Genomic DNA, 17,813 nt, shown 5'->3' on the forward strand with positions numbered 1-17,813 from the left:
CCTACTTCGGAGAATTCAGAACCCGGACCGGTTTTCCGTCGATCCACGCGGCGATATCCTCCACGGCATCCCGATAGAAGATGCGATAGGTTTCCTCCGTCACATAGCCGAGATGCGGGGTCGCCACGACATTGGCGAGCCGCCGGAACGCGTGGTTTGCGGGTAGGGGCTCCTCGTCGAAGACATCAAGGCCGGCGCCGCCGAGATGGCCGCTTTCCAGTGTTGTGACCAGTGCCTGCTCGTCGACAAGTGGTCCCCGGGATGTGTTGAGAATTATGGCACCCGGTTTCATGCGGTCGAGTTCGCGCTTGCCGATGATGCCTTTTGTTTCAGCATTGAGGGTGAGATGCAGCGTGACGATATCGGCGGCGGATAGCAGTTCATCGAGGGAGGCGGCGTAGCCGATGCCGAGATCGGCACTTTTCTGCGGCGTGTTGGAGCGCGACCAGCCGATGACGTTCATGCCGAAGGTGCGGCCGTAAGTGGCGACCTGCTGGCCGAGCTTGCCGAGGCCGACGACGCCGAGTGTCAGCCCCCTGAGGTCGCGCCCGACGGAGAGTTGCCACGGATTTTGCGCTGCGCGGAAGTTGGCGACTTCCGAGGGGATATGGCGAACCAGCGCCATCAGCAGCGCCCAGGTGAGTTCAGCGGCTGAGCCGACAAAACCGCGCGTGCCGGCAACCGTGATGCCGAGGCGGGTGGCAGCGGCCATGTCGATCGAGGCATTGGCCATGCCGGTCGTGATCAGCAGTTTCAGCTTCGGCAGCCGACCGAGGCGTTCGGCGTCGAAAGGGGTGCGTTCCCGCATGGCGATGATGATGTCATAGTCCGCCAGCCGGCCGATCAGCGTGTCGGTATCGGCTATATGGTCGTCGAAACGATTGATCTCGACCTTCCCCTCGATGCCGCTCCAGTCGGCCATGGAGAGGGCGACGCGCTGGTAATCATCGAGAATGGCACAGCGTAAAGGCATTCGAAGAACTCCATGAAATATCGGTGTTTGGCGCCCTGGTCAGAGAACCATTATCGCATATTCCGAGGATATGGTGGCCGCTCGCGCAATCGTGAGAGAGGCATAGGCTAGTCGAGTTCTGCCGAATGCTCCCTGAGCAAAGCCAGAAACTCCGCCTGAAGGGCCGTCGGCAGCCAATGGCGGCGCAGCGTGACACCGACGGGGCGGCGCGAATCCGGCAGCGGATAATCCATCGCGGCGAGAAAGCCTGCCTCTAGCTCATAGCGGATCTGATGGCGGGAGAGCAGGGCGAGGTGATCGGACTTCAGGAGCACGCCCCTGATGGCATTGAGCGAGCCGGTCTCGACGCTCTGGCGGGCAGGCTTGTCCTTCGGAAAGGTTGCTGCCACGGTGTTGAAGGTTTCGCGCGAGGGCGTGTCGCGGCGGGCGACGACCCAGGGGTAGTTTGCGAGATCGTCAGGGGTGATCTCCCGGCGCTGCGTCAGGGGATGGTTGGCCCGTCCGACGACGCTGAGATCGAAATCGAAGAGCGGTTCCTGATGCAGCGTTTTCGAGATGAGGCTTCTGCGCAGCGCGCCGACGAGGATATCGATACGGCCGCGCTCGAGATCGTCGATCAGCACCCCGTAGCTGCCCTCCACGATTTCGAAGCGCGCGAGCGGATAGCGGCTGGCGAGAAGTGCGACTACGTCGGGCACCAGGAAGGTTCGGGTCAGTGGCAGGGTGCCGATCGAGATACGGCCGGCATAGTGATTGCGTGCCTCCAGCAGCTCGTGGCGAAGGTTTTCGAATTCAGAAATCGCCAGGTTGAACCAGCGGGCGGCGGAAAGGCCTGCAGCCGTCAGGCGGACATTGCGACCGGAATTTTCGAAAAGGGAAATGCCGATGATGGCTTCGGCTTCGCGAGCGGCGCGTTGTACGGCCGGTTCCGATTGCTCCAGCGTGCGGGCAGCGGCGCTGAAGCTGCCATGTTCGGCAAATGTCGCAATGGCGCGCAGGTGCGGCCATGTGAGGCGCATCTCGATAACGCCGATTGCCGCTTTTGGCGCTGGTCCACAGGCCTGACGGATAAGACCAAGAAGGCGACGGAACCGCTGTTGGGCGATCTTGCCTTCTGCCGTCAGCGTCATGGCGTCGCGTTCGACCAGGGTKRCGTCCAGAAGCTSTTCCAGYCGCCGCAAGGCCTGGGATGCTGCRGGCTGGGTGATACCGAGAATGGCYGCGGCYGATGTCAGCGAGCCGGTCTCGGCGCAGGCGACGAACAGCCTGATATGTCTGATATTTGGATGGTTGGGCGTCGGCATGGCTCTTCCTGAGGACCCGGGGAGGGGCTTCTCAGGGTAGCGCGACCGATGTTTCGACGGAACGGTGTTTGTTCATCCAGTCTGCCGCCACCTGGATGCCGCCGAGCGGGAAGATATGCAGTTGGCCGATGAGGCTTTCAGGCTTTTCTGCTTTGTAATCGGCAAAGGCAGCGACCAGATCGGTCGGCTCGTAGGGCAAGAGCAGCTTGCTCATGTCCATGGCGCGCTTCTGCAGCACCTTGATCGAGGGGCCAATGCCGCAGGAGATTGCGTATTTGATCAATGTCTGCAGCTTGGCTGGACCGGCAATGCCGACATGAATGGGCATGGTGACGCCGGCTGCCTGGATGCGTTCCGCCCAGTCGATGACAGGCTGAGGATCGAAGGTGAATTGAGTGGTGATGGCAAGCTGCGCATCGGTACGCGAGGCGAAATCCTGTTTCCAGAGCAGTGCCCGATCGGCCAGGGCAGTTGATCCGTCCGGATCGACATCACGGCTGCCTTCCGGATGACCGGCAAAATGCAGATGCGTGAAGCCGTGATGGTCGAAAAGCCCGGTCTCGATCAATTGTGTGGAACTGTGAAAATCGCCTACAGGCGTGTTCCTGCCGCCACCGAGCAGGAGAGCCTGGCGGACATCGGCTTCGCCCCGATATCGTTCCAGCCAGTCCGCCAATGTGCTGACATCAGGAATACTGCGGGCCGGGAGATGCGGCATGACTGCAAACCCTTGTGCGCTTAGCCGCCTTGCCGTCGCCACCATATCATCGATCGGGGTGCCGTCGAGATGAGCGATATAGACTCGGGTCCCCGTCGGCAGGAATGCACGAAAGTCATCGATCTTAGCGGCCGTACGTGGCATGACCTCGATCGACCAACCCTCGATCATGTCTGCGAATTCCGGCTCAGGAGTGCGTTCCCTGGATTTGCCGGCAAAATTCAACAACGCCATTTCATCACTCCCTTCGGCACCCCTCTGCGCCTCTCAAAATGTATACATAAAGAAATCTATTTCAATCCAGATGAGTCAATTTCGGGTGAAATTGCGATAAATCTGCAGATATCTCGATCTATAGGTATTCATTTAACTCGAAAAGAACAGGAACGTGCCTGTCGTGTAGGCGGCGCATTCGCTCCGGCAGCGTCAAGAAATCCGGGCAGGGCCGCTAAAGGCGGCATCGAGGGCCCCGACAATTATATCGAGCTGAAAACCATCCATTTTGTCTAGGTGCGGGCGGGGTGGACGGTCGCTAGAGCAGGGCTTGGCAGCCGTCCTTTCAGCCCACTTCTGCCCCTATCTGTAACCTCAGCTTATGACCCGTCAGCAGAACGAAGTTGCCTGCTGCTGCCAACCTTCCTAGTATTTTCAATGGCAGGCGGACGTGGAGGCGTTCGCCTGCGAGGAGGATCATCATGAGATTTTTGAAAGCTGGTGAGGCCATCGCCTGGGAGCCTGCCGGATGACCGAGCCCTGTTTTGACGTCGCCCATCTCGGTCATGTGGAGCTCTACAGCGACCGTTTCGATGAGAGCCTGGATTTCTTCACAAGGGTCTATGGGCTCACACCCAGCCTGATCGAAGATGGCGTCGCCTATCTGCGCGCCTTCGATGATTATGAATTTCATACGTTGAAGCTGGTGCGCCATCACACGACGGGCGTCGGCCATGTCGGCTACCGCACGTCGTCTCCGGAAGCTCTGGAGCGGCGTGTGAAGGTGATCGAGGAAATGGGCTGTGGCCTCGGCTGGGTGGATGGCGATGCGGGACATGGCCGCGCCTATCGCTTTACCGATCCGGACGGTCATATTTTCGAGCTCTATTACGACACGCATGTCTATGAGGCGCCCGAAGGGGAGCGTCCAGCGCTGAAGAATATCGCCCAGCGCTATCATGGGCGCGGCGCCAGTCCGCGCCGGCTCGACCACCTGAACCTGCTCGCAAGCGATATCAGGGCAATCCGCGACTTCATGACGAAAGCGCTTGGCAGCCGGGTGACGGAGCAGATCCAGCTTGACAATGGCCGGCTTGGAGGCTGCTGGTTCACGGTCAACAACAAGACCTATGACATCGCCTATTCCGAGGACCATACCGGTGCGAAGGGTCGCTTCCATCACGTGACCTACGCGGTCGACCAGCGCGAGGACATTCTGCGCGCGGCCGATATCTTTCTGGAGAACGGCGTCCATATCGAAACCGGGCCGCACAAGCATGCGATCCAGGGCACCTTTTTCCTCTACGTCTGGGAGCCGGCGGGCAACCGTGTCGAGCTCGCCAATGCCGGCGCTCGGCTGATCCTCAGCCCCGATTGGCCGACCGTGACCTGGACAGAGACGGAGCGCAAGAAAGGCCAGGCCTGGGGCCTGAAAACGATCGAGACATTTCACACGCATGGCACGCCCCCTGTGGCGAGGAAGGACTAGTTCATGGCAAAGACGGCCTTGGTCATCAGCGCGCATTCGGCGGATTTCGTCTGGCGCTGCGGCGGTGCGATCGCGCTGCATCAGGAAAAGGGTTACGAGGTGACGGTCGTGTGCCTCTCCTACGGCGAGCGTGGCGAGAGCGCCAAGCTCTGGAAGAATGCCGGGATGACCCTGGAAAAGGTAAAGGCAGGGCGGCGTATCGAAGCGGAAAATGCGGCCAAGGCGCTTGGCGTGCACGATATCCAGTTCTTCGATCTCGGGGACTATCCGCTGGTCGTGGATCAGGAGGCAAAGTATCGGCTGGTCGATGTGATCCGTGCCGTGCAGCCGGAATTCATGCTCAGCCACTCCAAGTGGGATCCCTATAATACCGACCATATGTACGCGACACAGGTGGCGCTCGAAGCGCGGATGATCGCGCAGGCCTGGGGGCATAAGCCCGGCGAGAAGGTCCTTGGCGCGCCGCAGCTCTATCTCTTCGAGCCGCATCAGACAGAGCAGATGGAATGGAAGCCCGACGTCTTCCTCGATATTTCACCGGTCTGGGAGAAGAAATGGGCGGCGATCCAGTGCATGGAGGGGCAGGAGCATCTCTGGCACTATTACAAGAATGTCGCCGAGAACCGCGGCAATCATTTCATGCGGAATTCCGGGGGCCAGTCGGGCGGCCGCAAGGCAACACATGCCGAGGGCTTCCAGTCGGTGTTCCCGCGAACGGTGGATGAACTCTGATGGGCGTCGTCGTTCAGAACATCGAGAGGGCGGAACAATCCGTTATCGATCGTCTCGCTGCCTGCGGGGTGGCGACCGTGCATGAGGCGCAGGGCCGCAAGGGCCTGCTCGCAAGCTACATGCGACCGATCTATCCGGGTGCGAGGATTGCGGCGAGCGCGGTGACTATTTCCGCCCCTCCGGGCGACAACTGGATGCTCCATGTGGCTATCGAGCAGATCAGAGCGGGTGATATCCTGCTGCTTGCGCCAACCAGCCCCTGCGAGGACGGTTATTTCGGCGATCTTCTGGCGACGTCTGCCATGGCGCGTGGCTGCTGCGGGCTGGTGATCGATGCCGGCGTACGCGATGTTGCCGATCTCAAGACGATGAACTTTCCCGTTTGGTCGAAGGCGATCTCTGCGCAGGGGACGGTCAAGGAGACGCTAGGCTCGGTCAATATTCCCGTCGTCTGCGCCGCTGCACTGGTCAATCCAGGTGACGTGATCGTTGCCGACGATGATGGCGTCTGTGTCGTGCGGCGGGAGGAGGCTGCTGACGTTGCCGGCAAGGCCGAGCAGCGGGTCGCGGCGGAAGAGGAGAAGCGCCGGCGGCTTGCCGCAGGCGAACTCGGGCTTGATATCTACAAGATGCGCGAACGGCTGACGGAGAAGGGGCTGAAATATGTCTAGGGCCGCCGCGCAAGACGGCGTTCGCTGCATGTGGATGCGCGGCGGCACCTCCAAGGGCGGTTATCTCCTGGCTGAGGATCTGCCCGAGGATCGCGATGGATTTCTGCTGCGCGTGATGGGCTCGCCCGATCCGCGACAGATCGACGGCATGGGAGGTGCCGACCCGCTGACCTCTAAGATCGCTGTCGTCCAGCGGTCCGAGAGGCCCGGCGTCGATATCGACTATCTTTTCCTGCAGGTTTATGTCGACGAGCCCATCGTCACCGATGCGCAGAATTGCGGTAATATCCTTGCCGGCGTCGGGCCTTTTGCCATTGAGCGCGGCCTGATCGAGGCCGAGGATGAGCAGACCGAAGTCCGCATCTTCATGGAAAATACCGGGCAGGTCGCCACCGCCAAGATCGCCACGCCGGATCGCCGTGTGACCTATGCGGGTGACGCTCGTATCGACGGCGTGCCGGGCACGGCGGCGGCGGTGCCGATCACCTTTGCAGATACGGCAGGTTCAAGCTGTGGAGCCCTGCTGCCGACCGGCCATGCCGTCGATATCATCGAGGGTGTCGCATGCACGTTGATCGATAATGGAATGCCCTGTGTCGTCATGCTCGCCAGCGATCTCGGCATCGAGGGGACGGAAACGCCTGATACGCTCGAAGCCGATGGAAACCTCAAAGCAAAACTTGAGGCGATCCGGTTGAAGGCAGGGCCGATGATGAATCTTGGCGATGTCGCGAAGAAATCCGTGCCGAAGATGACCATGGTTTCGTCGGCAAGAGCTGGCGGCGCGATCTCGACGCGCACCTTCATTCCGCATCGCTGCCATGATGCGATCGGCGTGCTCGGCGCCGTCAGTGTGGCGACGGCCTGCCTGCTGCCCGAAGGGCCGGCGGCAAAACTGGCTGTCGTGCCCGATGGCAACGAGAAACTGATCTCGGTCGAGCATCCGACTGGGGAGATGAGTGTGGTCGCGACCGTCAGGGACGGTGTCGTGACCGATGCTGCAGTGCTGCGGACCGCCCGTAAGCTTTTCGACGGATATGTCTTTGCGTAAATGCTGCTGCACTTTGTTGCTGATCAATAAGGACAGGCCGTCATATCCGCAAAACAGGAGGCTGAGATGAGGATCGGGTTTCTAGGTTACGGCGAAGCGGCGCGAGCTTTTCACGAGGGCTTGAGCCGGCCGGGCCTGAGCTTCATCGCCTATGATATCCTGCTTGCCTCGGGCGGCGAGGCCGTGCGCGAAGCGATGCGGAACCGCGGCGCCGATATTTCCGAGACCATTGCGGGGCTCTCAGAAGCGGACTGGGTGTTCAGCGCCGTGACTGCCGACCAGAGCCTGCTTGCGGTCGAACCGCTGCTGCCGCATCTGCGTCAGGGGCAGGTGGTGATCGATATCAATTCCGTGTCTCCCGGCCGAAAACGGGGGACAGCTCTCGCTGTAGAAGCGGCGGGCGGCGATTATCTCGACATGGCGGTCATGGCGCCGGTTCACCCGCGCAAGCACCAGACGCCCGTACTGCTCGCCGGTGCTCCGGCTGAGCGGCTGTTGCCGGAGCTTCTGGGTTTCGGCTTTTCGGCAGAGATTGCGGGGCCGGCAGCCGGTGCTGCAACAGCGATCAAGATGGTACGTTCACTATTTGTGAAAGGGCTGGAGGCGATCACTGTCGAGGCCTTGCTCGCAGCAAAGGCATCCGGCTGTTACGAGGAAATCCTCTCTTCGCTTTCAGGGTCTTTTCCTGGTCTCAACTGGCCGCAATTTGCCGAATACCAGATGGAGCGTACGACGCGGCACGGGCGTCGGCGAGCGGCGGAGATGCGCGAAAGCGCTGCGACGCTCGATGCGCTTGGGCTTCGAGGCGGCTTGGCGATGGAGATTGCCGAGGTGCAGGAGCGCATGGGTGCTTGCGGCCTCGGCCAGACTGGCGAGCTGGAAGAAACTGTCCGACGTGCGCTGGAATTGCGGTTGAGGCCTCACAGGGGATGAGCATCCGAGGTCGGGATCGTAAGGCCCGGATGAGGGGGCCGTAGCTCACAAGCGACCGTCCCTCTCGGTCCGATCGTTCCCTCTCTTGCTTTGCCAGCCCCCTCATCTGCCCCTCTCCGGGGCACCCCTCCCGCTCGTGGCGGAACTAAAACTCTATGTCCTCGGTGTCATCGGATCACGGATGCGTCCGGCCTGGAATGTCGCAGGCAATGGCGTGAGTTCGATCTTTGCCACAATGCCTGCCCTGTTGAAAGGGTCGCCCTCTGCAAAGGCTGTCGCTTCGGCGATACCAGCCGTTTCCAATATGCCGAAATTGCCGATCGAGGTCCCGCCGTCATCGAGCAGGGCAGAGCCGATCAGCACCGTAGCGAGGCCTTCACCGCCGGATTGCACCCAGGCGCGATGGGCCGGGCGGTGCAGGTCGCGGGCGCTATCCTGCCCGGAATGGTGCAAGCAGCGCATGAGGAAGAAGGCGGGCATCAAGCGGCGTTTTCCAGAACGATCATGCCGGCACCGGTCATGGAGGCAGGGGCATGATAGTGCTTGTGGACGAGGTTTACCTGCTCGTTCATGGCGGCACGCATGACCAGCCACATGATGAGCTCTGCGCCTTCAGAACCGAACTGCTCGACATAATCCTCGCGGCTCATGGCGCGATAAGGTTCAGGATTGGCAGCAATGCCGTCCAGCCAGGCGCGATCCGCCGTCTGGTTGATGAAGCCGGCGCGGGCGCCTTGAAGCTGATGCGACAGGCCGCCGGTGCCGAGGATGACGACGCGTTCGTCACCCGGCCAGCTTTCGATCGCCTCGCGCAATACCTTGCCCATTTCCCAGCAGCGCTGCGGGGTGGGGATCGGATACTGGATCGTGTTGACCCAGATCGGCAAAACCTTGACCGGCCAACGCTCCGGCCGGCCGAAGAAGAGTTCCATCGGCACCTGCAGGCCGTGATCGACCTCGATCTCGCGGCAGACCAGCGGATCGAAGTGGCGCTCGACCAGCTTGTCGACGAAGTGCCAGGAAAAATCGACCGCACCTTCGAAGGCGGGAATGGACCGTGGTCCCCAGCCTTCATCGACCGGCCGATAGGTTTCCGCCACGCCGACGGCAAAGGTCGGCACGCGGTCGAGGAAGAAGCTGTTGCCGTGATCGTTGAAGACGACGACGGCGATATCGGGCTTCGCCTCGCGCATCCATTGCTTGCCTGCCTCGTAGCCATCGAAGAAAGGCTTCCAGTCCGGCGTGTCGCGCAGGCCCTTGTCGAGTGCTGCGCCGATCGAGGGAACGTGGCTCGTTCCGAGGCCGCCGATGATCTTAGCCATTTCTTTTCTTTCCCAGTCTTTCGTAGAGGAAATCCTCATGCGACATGCCGGCCTGTGCAGCGCCGATCTGAGTGATCGGTGTCGGGTCGACGGCGGCGATCTTCAGGATGAAGAACAGGTTGCCGCCGAGGCGCACCATCTCGTGCCAGTCACGGTTTTTGACGGCGGCTTTTTCCTCATCGTCCAGGCCGAAGCGGGCAAGATAGGCATCCTCATCCGCCTTGAAGGCGTCGCGGTTAGCAGGCTGACCAAGCGCCATCGCCATCTTGTTGAGCTGGTAGCCACGGATCGAGCCGGCCCGGTCGAAGAGCGGCGTATCGGGAATGGTCGCGGTATTCTCAAGCATAATTCCTCCAAATCTGCGCGTCAGCCAGCTGGCGATTGCGGCCGTAACTTCGACTGGCCGCTCTACGGGTGCGAAGTGCCCGGCATCTTCGATGATGACGAGTTCTGTATCGGATGCCGCGTCCGCGATTTCCTGATGCTGGACGATCGGGCTCCAACCATCGTGGCGCGCTGCGACAAGCAGAATGGGACAGCCGAGTTCGGCTATATAGGCGCTAGCGTTCGGCCGGTTGATCAATGCGCGGATCTGCCGCTCATGCATATCGGGGTCGGCTCGCAGCACCATGGCGCGCAGGCTCGCGATGAGTTCCGCATCCGTCAGCCGAGCTGGGCTCAGCATGGGCGGCAGCCACTCGTCGGCCAGTTCTTCCATGCTGCGGTGGCCAAGGTCGATCATCTGCTGGCGTCTGATTTCCTCGCCGTCGCGTTTCGGGTGATGGCCGGTATTGGCGAGCACCAGGCCGCGCATGCGGTCCGGTGCGATACGTGCCATTTCCATGGCGACGCGCCCGCCCATGGAGTGGCCGACCGCAATGAGATCGCCGTCGGTGGCAGCGAGAATGCTTTCCGCCATGGTCGGTATCGAGGAGGTGCGAGAGACGTCGGCTGCATGCACCGCCATGTGCTGCGCGACAGCCTCGGCAAGTGGCGCCCATACAATGCTGTCGGACACGAGCCCCGGAATGAGCACGAGCGTTGCCATCGATTTTCCTCCCGCAAGACAGACATCATATATGTATACATTGTGTCAAGGGATTGGCGGATATGGCTATGATAATTGCCGTACTTTGCGGACATTACCTCTGATATGCATACAAATCTGTGCTAGAGTGATGGCTTGAAGCGGGGTTTTGTATGCGTTCGCGCTGTTATATACATTTAGCCGGGATTGGAGGCGCCGATGAAGCAGAGTGAAGCCGCAACGCATGGCCGTCGCGCCGTTATCGAGTTGCGGGAAAAGATTTTGAGCGGCGAACTGCAGGGCGGCACGCGCCTCTTCGAAGTGCCTTTAGCGGAGGCGCTTGATATTTCACGCACACCGGTGCGCGAGGCGATGTCGCGGCTGACGGAGGAGGGGCTGCTCGATCGTCTGCCCAATGGCGGCTTTGTGGTCCGTCGCTTCGGCTTTGCCGATGTGGTCGATTCCATCGAGGTGCGTGGCGTCATGGAAGGCATGGCGGCAAGGCTCGCTGCCGAACGAGGTGCCACACCTGATGCGCTTGAGGATATCCGGCAGACGGTGCTCAAGCTCGACGCCTGTTTTGGCGAGCAGCTCGACGATGTGGATTTCGACGCCTATTCCGACCTGAACGAAAAATTCCACCATCAGCTTGCAGCACTTGCCGGCAGCGAGATCATTCGGCGTGAGGTGGAGCGGGCAAGTTCGCTGCCCTTTGCCTCGCCGTCGGCCTTCCTGCCCGACAAGGCTGATATCACCGCCTTCCGTCGTTCGCTGCGCTCCGCGCAGGACCAGCACAAGGCGCTTGTCAGTGCGATCGAAGCGCGCGAAGGCAGCCGCGCGGAAGCGATCGCCAGGGAGCACGCACGGACGGCGCGGCGCAATCTTGAATACATTCTGGCGGAGGACCCAACCCTGATCGAGCAGATCAGGGGGCTTGCGCTGATTCACCGGTAATTTCAGATAATTCGCGCTTCAACAGGGCGGCTCGTGGCCGCCCTTTTTCATTTTCGGTGCATTGAACTGGGCGCTGCCGGGAGAAAATAGGCTTGCAATCTGATCGCTTTGGGCATTTCATGTATACATTATCGCATGCCAATGGGAGGATATCAGGTGGCGAGATCGAACCTATCCGAAGTTTTGAAGTCGGCCGGCAATACGGTGGAGTTGCTGCGCAATTCCAAGGTCGGCATGTATGTATACCCGGTCGTGGCGGCCGAGTTTTCCAACTGGCGTTCGGAGCAGGCCGCGTGGCGCAACTCCGCCGTCCTCTTCGATCAGTCGCACCATATGGACGAGCTGACTGTTGAAGGCCCGGATGCGGAGAAGTTCCTCGCCTATCACGGCGTCAACTCCTTCTCGAATTTCGATACGAACCGCGCCAAGCATTTCGTGCCGGTCACGCCTGCCGGTCATGTCATCGGCGACCAGATCATCTTCCGTGAGCGCGAAGACAAGTTCATCCTCGTCGGCCGTTCGCCGACTTCCAACTGGCTGATGTTCTGTGCTGCCTACGGCAAATGGAATGTGCGCCTGAAATATGATCCGCGTTCGCCCTCCCGCCCGGAAGGCGAACGGGTGCTGCGCACGCATTACCGCTACCAGATCCAGGGACCGGATGCCCCAAAGATCTTCGAGAAGATGAATGGCGGGCCGATCCCTGACATCAAGTTCTTCCATGTCGACAAGATCAAGGTCGGCTCGAAGACGGTGAATGCGCTGCGCCACGGCATGTCCGGCGCGCCGGGCCTGGAAATCTGGGGCCCTTACGAAGACAAGGCCTATATCCACTCGGTCATCATGGAATCCGCAAAGGCGGCCGGCGTCGATCTCGTTCGCTGCGGCAGCCGCGCCTATTCCACCAACACGCTGGAATCCGGCTGGATCCCGTCGCCGCTGCCCGGCATTTATACGGGCGACGGCATGCTGGCGGCCTATCGCGACTGGCTCGGCGCCGACAGCTATGAGGCAACCGGTGCCATCGGCGGCAGCTTCGTTTCCAGCAATATCGAGGATTATTACGTCACGCCGTTCGAACTCGGCTACGACTTCTACATCGGCTGGAAGAAGGACGATTTCATCGGCAAGTCCGCGCTCGAGAAGATGAAGGGCCAGACGAGCCGCAAGAAGGTGACCTTCGAGTGGAACGCCGAAGACGTCGTCAACGTCATCGCCTCGGCCTTCCGTCCGGGCGAGGATCACTTCAAGTGGATCGATTTCCCGCAGCCGAACTATGCCTCGACCAGCGCCGACAAGATCATGCGCGATGGCAAGATGGTCGGCATGTCGATGTTCAACGGCTACAGCTACAACGAACGCTGCATGCTTTCGCTCGGCATCGTTGATGCAGATGTCGAGATCGGCGATGTCTTGACCCTCGTCTGGGGCGAGCCCGATGGCGGCTCCGGCAAGACGTCGGTCGAGCCGCACAAGCAGGCGGAAATCCGTGTGCGCGTTTCGCCCACGCCCTATGCCAGCGAAGCCCGCGAGAATTACGCCGACAGCTGGCGTAGCAAGAAGGGCTGAAATCCGACACCTCCATCCACGGTGTTAACGACGGCGCCCGGGAGGGCGCCGTTTTTTGTGGATTCGTCCCGTCGTCTTGCCTCTAGCCGTCCGTGCGCAGCAGCGCTAAAAACAGCCACACTTCCCGATCAGCGATCACTCCGATGTCACAATGACAACGCAGATATGCCCCCTGAAAATCGAATCGAACAAGGATGACAGCAGTGGCACAGGCCCAGCCGCATGAGCGAATTCAGTACATCGTCGAGGGCGGCCATCGCCTTGCCGGCGAGATCCAACCAAGCGGCAACAAGAATGCCGCCCTGCCGATCATTGCCGCCTCGCTTTTGACCGACAAGCTCGTGCATCTGACCAACGTGCCGCGCATCCGCGATGTCGAAGCACTGGTCGAGCTGATCCAATCCGTCGGCGCCAAGGCGCGCTGGCTCGGCCGCAACGAACTCGAGATCGAGGCGAGTGATCTCAAGCCCGCCGATCTCGATCCGGCGCTCTGCGCCCGCATTCGCGCATCCATCCTGCTTGCCGGTCCGATGCTGGCGCGCTGCGGCGAGATCACACTGCCGCCGCCGGGCGGCGATGTCATCGGCCGCCGCCGCGTTGACACACACTTTCTCGCACTGGAGCAACTCGGTGCGGAGATCAGCGTCAACGGCTCCTATAGTTTCCGCGCCAGGCACCTGCGCGGTGCGGACGTTTTCCTGGACGAACCCTCCGTCACGGCGACGGAAAATGCGCTCTGCGCGGCAGTCGCTGCAGAAGGCAAGACGATCCTGCGCAATTGCGCCTCCGAGCCGCATGTCCAGGATCTCGCACATTTCCTCATTGCCATGGGTGCGAAGATCGAGGGCATTGGAACCAATACGATGATCATTCACGGCGGCGAGCCGCTTGGCGGCGCGTCGCATCGTATCGGCCCTGACCATAACGAAATCGGCTCGCTGATCGGCCTTGCTGCCGTCACCGGTTCTGAAATCACCATCCGCCGGGCGGGCGTGGAACATCTGCGCTCAACGCTGATGACCTTCGAGCGTCTTGGCATCCGCTGCCGCATCGAGGGCGACGATCTCGTGGTGCCGGCGGGGCAGGAGATGAAAATCCAGCCGGATTTCGGCGGGCACATTCCAAAGATCGAGGATCAGCCCTGGCCAGCATTTCCGGCAGACACCATGTCGATTGCCATTGTTACCGCCTCGCAGTGCGATGGCGTGGTGCTGATGTTCGAGAAGATGTTCGAAAGCCGGATGTTCTTCGTCGACAAGCTGATTACCATGGGCGCCCGCATAGTTCTTTGCGATCCGCATCGCGCGATCGTCGCCGGTCCGTCCAAGCTGCGCGCTGCGCAGGTGGAGAGCCCCGATATCCGCGCTGGCATGGCGATGCTGATCGCCGCCATGTGCGCCGAGGGCACCAGCGTCATCAACAATGCCCAGCAGATCGAGCGCGGCTATGAGCGGATCGAGGAGCGGCTGAACGCGCTCGGTGCGCGCATCACCCGTGTACCGCCGCGCGAGGCATAATCTCAGACGCTGAGATGCGCGTCGAGGGTCTCCGGTGAGGCGAGAAGTGCCTCGGACGCGTTGCGGTAGGTGACTGCGCCGCGTTCAAGCACGATGACCTCATCCGTCAGCGGCAGCACCTTGCGAGCCTTCTGCTCGACAATGATCGCCGACATGCCCTCACCGGTGACGATGCGGCGCAGTGCGGCCAGAAGTTCGTCGACGATGATCGGCGCGAGGCCTTCCAGCGGCTCATCGAGCAGCAGGATCTTCGGATTGAGCATCAGGGCGCGGGCGATCGCGAGCATCTGCTGCTCGCCGCCGGAGAGCTGGTTGCCGAGGTTGCGACGGCGTTCCTGCAGACGTGGGAACATCTGGTAGACGCGGCCGACATTCCATGCGCCGGGGCGGGCGCTCGCCGTCAGGTTTTCCTCCACCGTCAGCGAACGGAAGATATTGCGTTCCTGCGGCACCCAGCCGATGCCGAGCGGCGCGCGCTTTTCCGCCCTGAGCCGGGTGATGTCGCGCTGCTGCAGGTGGATGGAGCCGGCGTGGTGGGTGGTGACGCCGATAATGGTGTTGAKCAGCGTCGTCTTGCCGGCGCCGTTGCGGCCGAGCAATGCCAGCGAACGGCCTTCCTCCAGCGAGACATCGACCTTGGCAAGCACCTGCGCTTCGCCATAACCGGCGACGAGGCGCTCAATCCGCAGCAATTCGGCCATCAGGCATCCTCCCCGAGATAGATGGCTTTCACCTGCGGGTCTTTCGAGATCTCGGCGACGGTTCCCTCGGCAAAGAGCGCCCCGGCGGCGAGTACCGAGATACGGTCTGCGAATGAGAAGACGAGATCCATATCGTGTTCGATCAGCACGACGGTGACATTGGCCGGCAGCTCGCGGACGATGCCGAGAACCTCGTGCCGCTCCTCTTCGGGAACGCCGGCGGCGGGCTCATCGAGCAGCAGCACCTTCGGCTGCATGGCAATCGCAAGGGCGATCTCCAGCAGGCGCTGCTTGCCATAGGGCAGGAGTGTCGTCGGCGTGCCCATGACATCGACCAAACGAAAGCGCTCCAGCAGTGCGGCGGCTTCATCGGCGACTTCGCGGTCGGCCGAGAGCGGCCGCCAGGCGAAGCGGCCATGGCCCTTGCGTTCGCTGATCGCCAGCATGACGGAATCGAGCGGCGTGAAATCGCCGAAGAGCTGATTGATCTGAAAGGTACGGGCAAGACCCTTGCCGACGCGGCGATAGGAAGAGACACCGGTAATGTCCTCACCAGCGAGCAGGATCTCGCCACTGTTCGGTGTCAGTACGCCGGTCAGCAGGTTGATGATCGTGGTCTTGCCGGCTCCGTTCGGGCCGATCAGGGCATGGCGGGCACCTTGGCGGATCTGCAGCGAGACATCGTTGGTGGCGATGAAGCCGCCAAAGCGCTTGACGAGATGACGGGTTTCGAGGGCGAGCGTCATTTGCTTTCCTCCGCGACGGCTTGTTGCATGCCGGCTTCGCGCTTGCGGGCTGAGCCTGGTAGCAGGGTCTGCCAGCGTGTCAGGCGCTCGCGGCCGACCAGAACGATGATGATAAGCACGAGGCCGATCCAGAACATCCAGTATTGCGGCGTGATGACCGACAGCCAGTTGCGCAGGATGGAGAAGATCACCGCGCCGAAGACGCCGCCATAGAGATAGCCGGCGCCGCCGATGACCAGCACCAGCAGCACTTCGGCTGAACGGTGGAAAGCGAGCACGTCTGGCGAGACGAAGCTTGTCGTCTGGGTCAGCAGCGCGCCTGCGATACCGGCATAGGCCGCCGAGATCGTGTAGATCGCGACGATGCGGCGGGTAGGCGAGATGCCGAGCATGGAGGCGCGGCGCTGGTTGCGCTTGATCGCCTTCAGCGACAGGCCGAAGGGCGAATTGACGATGCGACGGGCAATGTAGGTCAGAGCGACAAGCACGATAAGGCAGTAGACATAGCCGGTACGACCCCAGAGATCGAATTCGAAATAGCCGAGGATCGGGTTGATAATGATACCGCTGAGCCCGTCAGCGCCGCCGGTAAGCCAGGCCGCCTGATTAACCGATTCGGCAAGCAGCATGGCGACGCCAAAGGTGGTCATCAGGCGGGTGAGATCGGAACCGCGCAACACAAGGAAACTCGTCAGGAAGCCGAAGAGGCCGCTGACAAGGCCAGCCGCCAACAGGCCGATCACCGGCTCGCCGGAGACATGGACGGCAAAGAGGCCTGCTGCGTAAGCGCCGAGGCCGAAGAAGGCGGTGTGGCCGAGCGAAACGATGCCGGCATAACCGAGGATAAGATCCAACGAGACGGCAAAGAGCGCCAGGATGGCGATCTCCGTCAGGATCAGCATCTGCGATGGCAGGACGAAGATCGCAGCGATGGCCGCCAGCCACAGCGCTAATTCCCAGATCTGCCAGCGGCCGGCGTGCCTCAGGAGCCCCATGGCCTGCGTGGAGGCGTTGTTGCGTTCGCCGCTCATCGGCCGCCCTCCCGGGAGAAGAGGCCATGGGGCCGGAGGATCAGCACAAGGATCATCACGGCATAGATGATGAAGGCGCCGAGTTGCGGCACGTAATATTTGCCGGCGACGTCGGCGATGCCGAGCAGAAGTGCTGCGATGAACGGGCCGGTGATGGACGAGGTGCCGCCAACGGTGACGACGATCATGAAATAGATGAGGTATTTCAGCGGAAAGTTCGGATCGAGGCCGAGCAGTTCGGTGCCGAGTGCGCCACCAAGGCCGGCGAGACCGGAGCCGAGCGCGAAGGTCAGCGCGAAGATGACCGAGACATTGATGCCCATGCCGCGGGCGACGCGTCCGTCATCGACGGCCGCACGTAGCTGGCTGCCAAAGCGGGTTCGGGTGAGCGCCAGTTGCAGCGCGACCGTCAGCACCGCGCAGATGACGATGATGAAAAGCCGGTAGCGGCCGATATCGATACCGAGGAAGTCGAAGCGGCCGCTGAGCTCAGGTGGCAGGTTGATGAGTTGCTGCTGCCCGCCCATGAAATAGTCGATTGCCGCGATCGCCATGAAGACGAGGCCGATCGAAAACAGCACCTGATCGAGATGCGAAGCCGAATAGAGGCGGCGGTAAAGCAGCCGTTCCAACACAACGCCGGCAAGCGCTGTGACGATGAAGGCGGCCGGCAGGCACCAGTAGAAGGAGATGCCGTAGCTATTCATCATGATGACGGTGACGTAACCGCCTGCCATGGCAAAGGCGCCATGCGCCAGATTGACGAAATTCATCAGGCCCAGCGTGACCGACAATCCGCAGGCGAGAACAAAGAGAAGCATGCCATAGGCGATGCCATCGAACAGGATTGTCAGCATGAGAC

General features: G+C 61.3%; 18 protein-coding genes. 8 read left to right on the top strand and 10 right to left on the bottom strand.

All coding sequences use genetic code 11. From position 1 onward, the window contains the following. Position 1: 1 nt before the first annotated feature. From AC1DTN_RS03110 to AC1DTN_RS03120, 3 genes are all read right to left on the bottom strand, one after another. Entirely contained in the window at positions 2-973 is a 972-nt protein-coding gene (locus tag AC1DTN_RS03110; protein WP_113322660.1) for a D-2-hydroxyacid dehydrogenase family protein, read from the bottom strand. A 107-nt stretch (positions 974-1,080) separates the two neighbouring features. Beyond that, positions 1,081-2,277 (bottom strand): LysR family transcriptional regulator, encoded by a 1,197-nt coding sequence (locus AC1DTN_RS03115; protein ID WP_477919945.1) that lies wholly within the window; start codon positions 2,275-2,277, stop codon positions 1,081-1,083. A gap of 31 nt (positions 2,278-2,308) precedes the next feature. Further along, complete coding sequence (locus AC1DTN_RS03120) at positions 2,309-3,229, bottom strand: methylenetetrahydrofolate reductase (protein WP_113319497.1); 921 nt, start codon at positions 3,227-3,229, stop codon at positions 2,309-2,311. Positions 3,230-3,737: 508 nt separating this feature from the next. Here AC1DTN_RS03120 and AC1DTN_RS03125 point away from each other — a divergent pair. From AC1DTN_RS03125 to AC1DTN_RS03145, 5 genes are all read left to right on the top strand, one after another. Further along, entirely contained in the window at positions 3,738-4,697 is a 960-nt protein-coding gene (locus AC1DTN_RS03125; RefSeq protein ID WP_477919947.1) for a VOC family protein, read from the top strand. Between the two features lie 3 nt (positions 4,698-4,700). After that, positions 4,701-5,429, top strand: a complete 729-nt coding sequence (locus tag AC1DTN_RS03130) for a PIG-L deacetylase family protein (protein WP_310386047.1) — start codon at positions 4,701-4,703, stop codon at positions 5,427-5,429. Further along, the gene (locus AC1DTN_RS03135) at positions 5,429-6,100 is read left to right on the top strand and encodes a 4-carboxy-4-hydroxy-2-oxoadipate aldolase/oxaloacetate decarboxylase (RefSeq protein WP_310386045.1); all 672 of its coding nucleotides are present in this window, start codon (positions 5,429-5,431) and stop codon (positions 6,098-6,100) included. The genes AC1DTN_RS03130 and AC1DTN_RS03135 overlap by 1 nt, the downstream gene beginning before the upstream one ends. Continuing rightward, positions 6,093-7,151: a 4-oxalomesaconate tautomerase gene (locus AC1DTN_RS03140; RefSeq protein ID WP_477919949.1), complete on the top strand. Its 1,059-nt coding sequence runs from the start codon at positions 6,093-6,095 to the stop codon at positions 7,149-7,151. The genes AC1DTN_RS03135 and AC1DTN_RS03140 overlap by 8 nt, the downstream gene beginning before the upstream one ends. 66 nt (positions 7,152-7,217) lie before the next feature. Next, positions 7,218-8,084 carry an NAD(P)-dependent oxidoreductase gene (locus AC1DTN_RS03145; protein WP_113319577.1) on the top strand — a complete coding sequence of 289 codons (867 nt, stop codon included), beginning with the start codon at positions 7,218-7,220 and terminating at the stop codon, positions 8,082-8,084. Between the two features lie 153 nt (positions 8,085-8,237). Here AC1DTN_RS03145 and AC1DTN_RS03150 read toward each other — a convergent pair whose 3' ends face one another. The 3 genes from AC1DTN_RS03150 to AC1DTN_RS03160 are packed head-to-tail and all read right to left on the bottom strand — an operon-like array spanning position 8,238 to position 10,454. Further along, entirely contained in the window at positions 8,238-8,564 is a 327-nt protein-coding gene (locus AC1DTN_RS03150; RefSeq protein ID WP_113319501.1) for a YciI family protein, read from the bottom strand. Then, the gene (locus AC1DTN_RS03155; RefSeq protein WP_310386039.1) at positions 8,564-9,406 is read right to left on the bottom strand and encodes a class III extradiol dioxygenase family protein; all 843 of its coding nucleotides are present in this window, start codon (positions 9,404-9,406) and stop codon (positions 8,564-8,566) included. Before AC1DTN_RS03155 ends, AC1DTN_RS03150 begins: the two co-directional genes overlap by 1 nt. Further along, positions 9,399-10,454: an alpha/beta fold hydrolase gene (locus AC1DTN_RS03160; protein ID WP_113319502.1), complete on the bottom strand. Its 1,056-nt coding sequence runs from the start codon at positions 10,452-10,454 to the stop codon at positions 9,399-9,401. Before AC1DTN_RS03160 ends, AC1DTN_RS03155 begins: the two co-directional genes overlap by 8 nt. Positions 10,455-10,652: 198 nt before the next feature. Between AC1DTN_RS03160 and AC1DTN_RS03165 the strand changes: the two genes are divergently transcribed. The 3 genes from AC1DTN_RS03165 (at position 10,653) to murA (ending at position 14,473) form a co-directional block, all read left to right on the top strand. Further along, positions 10,653-11,387 (top strand): GntR family transcriptional regulator, encoded by a 735-nt coding sequence (locus tag AC1DTN_RS03165; protein WP_113319503.1) that lies wholly within the window; start codon positions 10,653-10,655, stop codon positions 11,385-11,387. A gap of 156 nt (positions 11,388-11,543) precedes the next feature. After that, positions 11,544-12,956, top strand: coding sequence for a vanillate/3-O-methylgallate O-demethylase (ligM, locus tag AC1DTN_RS03170; protein WP_113319504.1), 1,413 nt, complete (start codon positions 11,544-11,546; stop codon positions 12,954-12,956). Between the two features lie 194 nt (positions 12,957-13,150). Next, the gene (murA, locus tag AC1DTN_RS03175; RefSeq protein WP_477919951.1) at positions 13,151-14,473 is read left to right on the top strand and encodes a UDP-N-acetylglucosamine 1-carboxyvinyltransferase; all 1,323 of its coding nucleotides are present in this window, start codon (positions 13,151-13,153) and stop codon (positions 14,471-14,473) included. A 2-nt stretch (positions 14,474-14,475) separates the two neighbouring features. Here the strand turns inward: murA and AC1DTN_RS03180 are convergent, their stop codons facing one another. From AC1DTN_RS03180 to AC1DTN_RS03195, 4 genes are read right to left on the bottom strand one after another with little or no spacing between them, the layout of a single operon-like run. Then, positions 14,476-15,174, bottom strand: a complete 699-nt coding sequence (locus AC1DTN_RS03180) for an ABC transporter ATP-binding protein (RefSeq protein WP_477919952.1) — start codon at positions 15,172-15,174, stop codon at positions 14,476-14,478. Further along, a complete protein-coding gene (locus tag AC1DTN_RS03185) occupies positions 15,174-15,920 on the bottom strand; it encodes an ABC transporter ATP-binding protein (protein ID WP_113319507.1) in 747 nt (248 codons plus the stop codon). The genes AC1DTN_RS03180 and AC1DTN_RS03185 overlap by 1 nt, the downstream gene beginning before the upstream one ends. Continuing rightward, positions 15,917-16,951 (bottom strand): branched-chain amino acid ABC transporter permease, encoded by a 1,035-nt coding sequence (locus AC1DTN_RS03190; RefSeq protein WP_477919954.1) that lies wholly within the window; start codon positions 16,949-16,951, stop codon positions 15,917-15,919. Before AC1DTN_RS03190 ends, AC1DTN_RS03185 begins: the two co-directional genes overlap by 4 nt. Further along, on the bottom strand, positions 16,948-17,808 hold the full coding sequence (locus tag AC1DTN_RS03195; protein ID WP_477919956.1) for a branched-chain amino acid ABC transporter permease: 861 nt from the start codon (positions 17,806-17,808) through the stop codon (positions 16,948-16,950). The genes AC1DTN_RS03190 and AC1DTN_RS03195 overlap by 4 nt, the downstream gene beginning before the upstream one ends. Positions 17,809-17,813 lie beyond the last annotated feature (5 nt).

Source organism: Rhizobium sp. 01T444 (genome assembly GCF_056398305.1).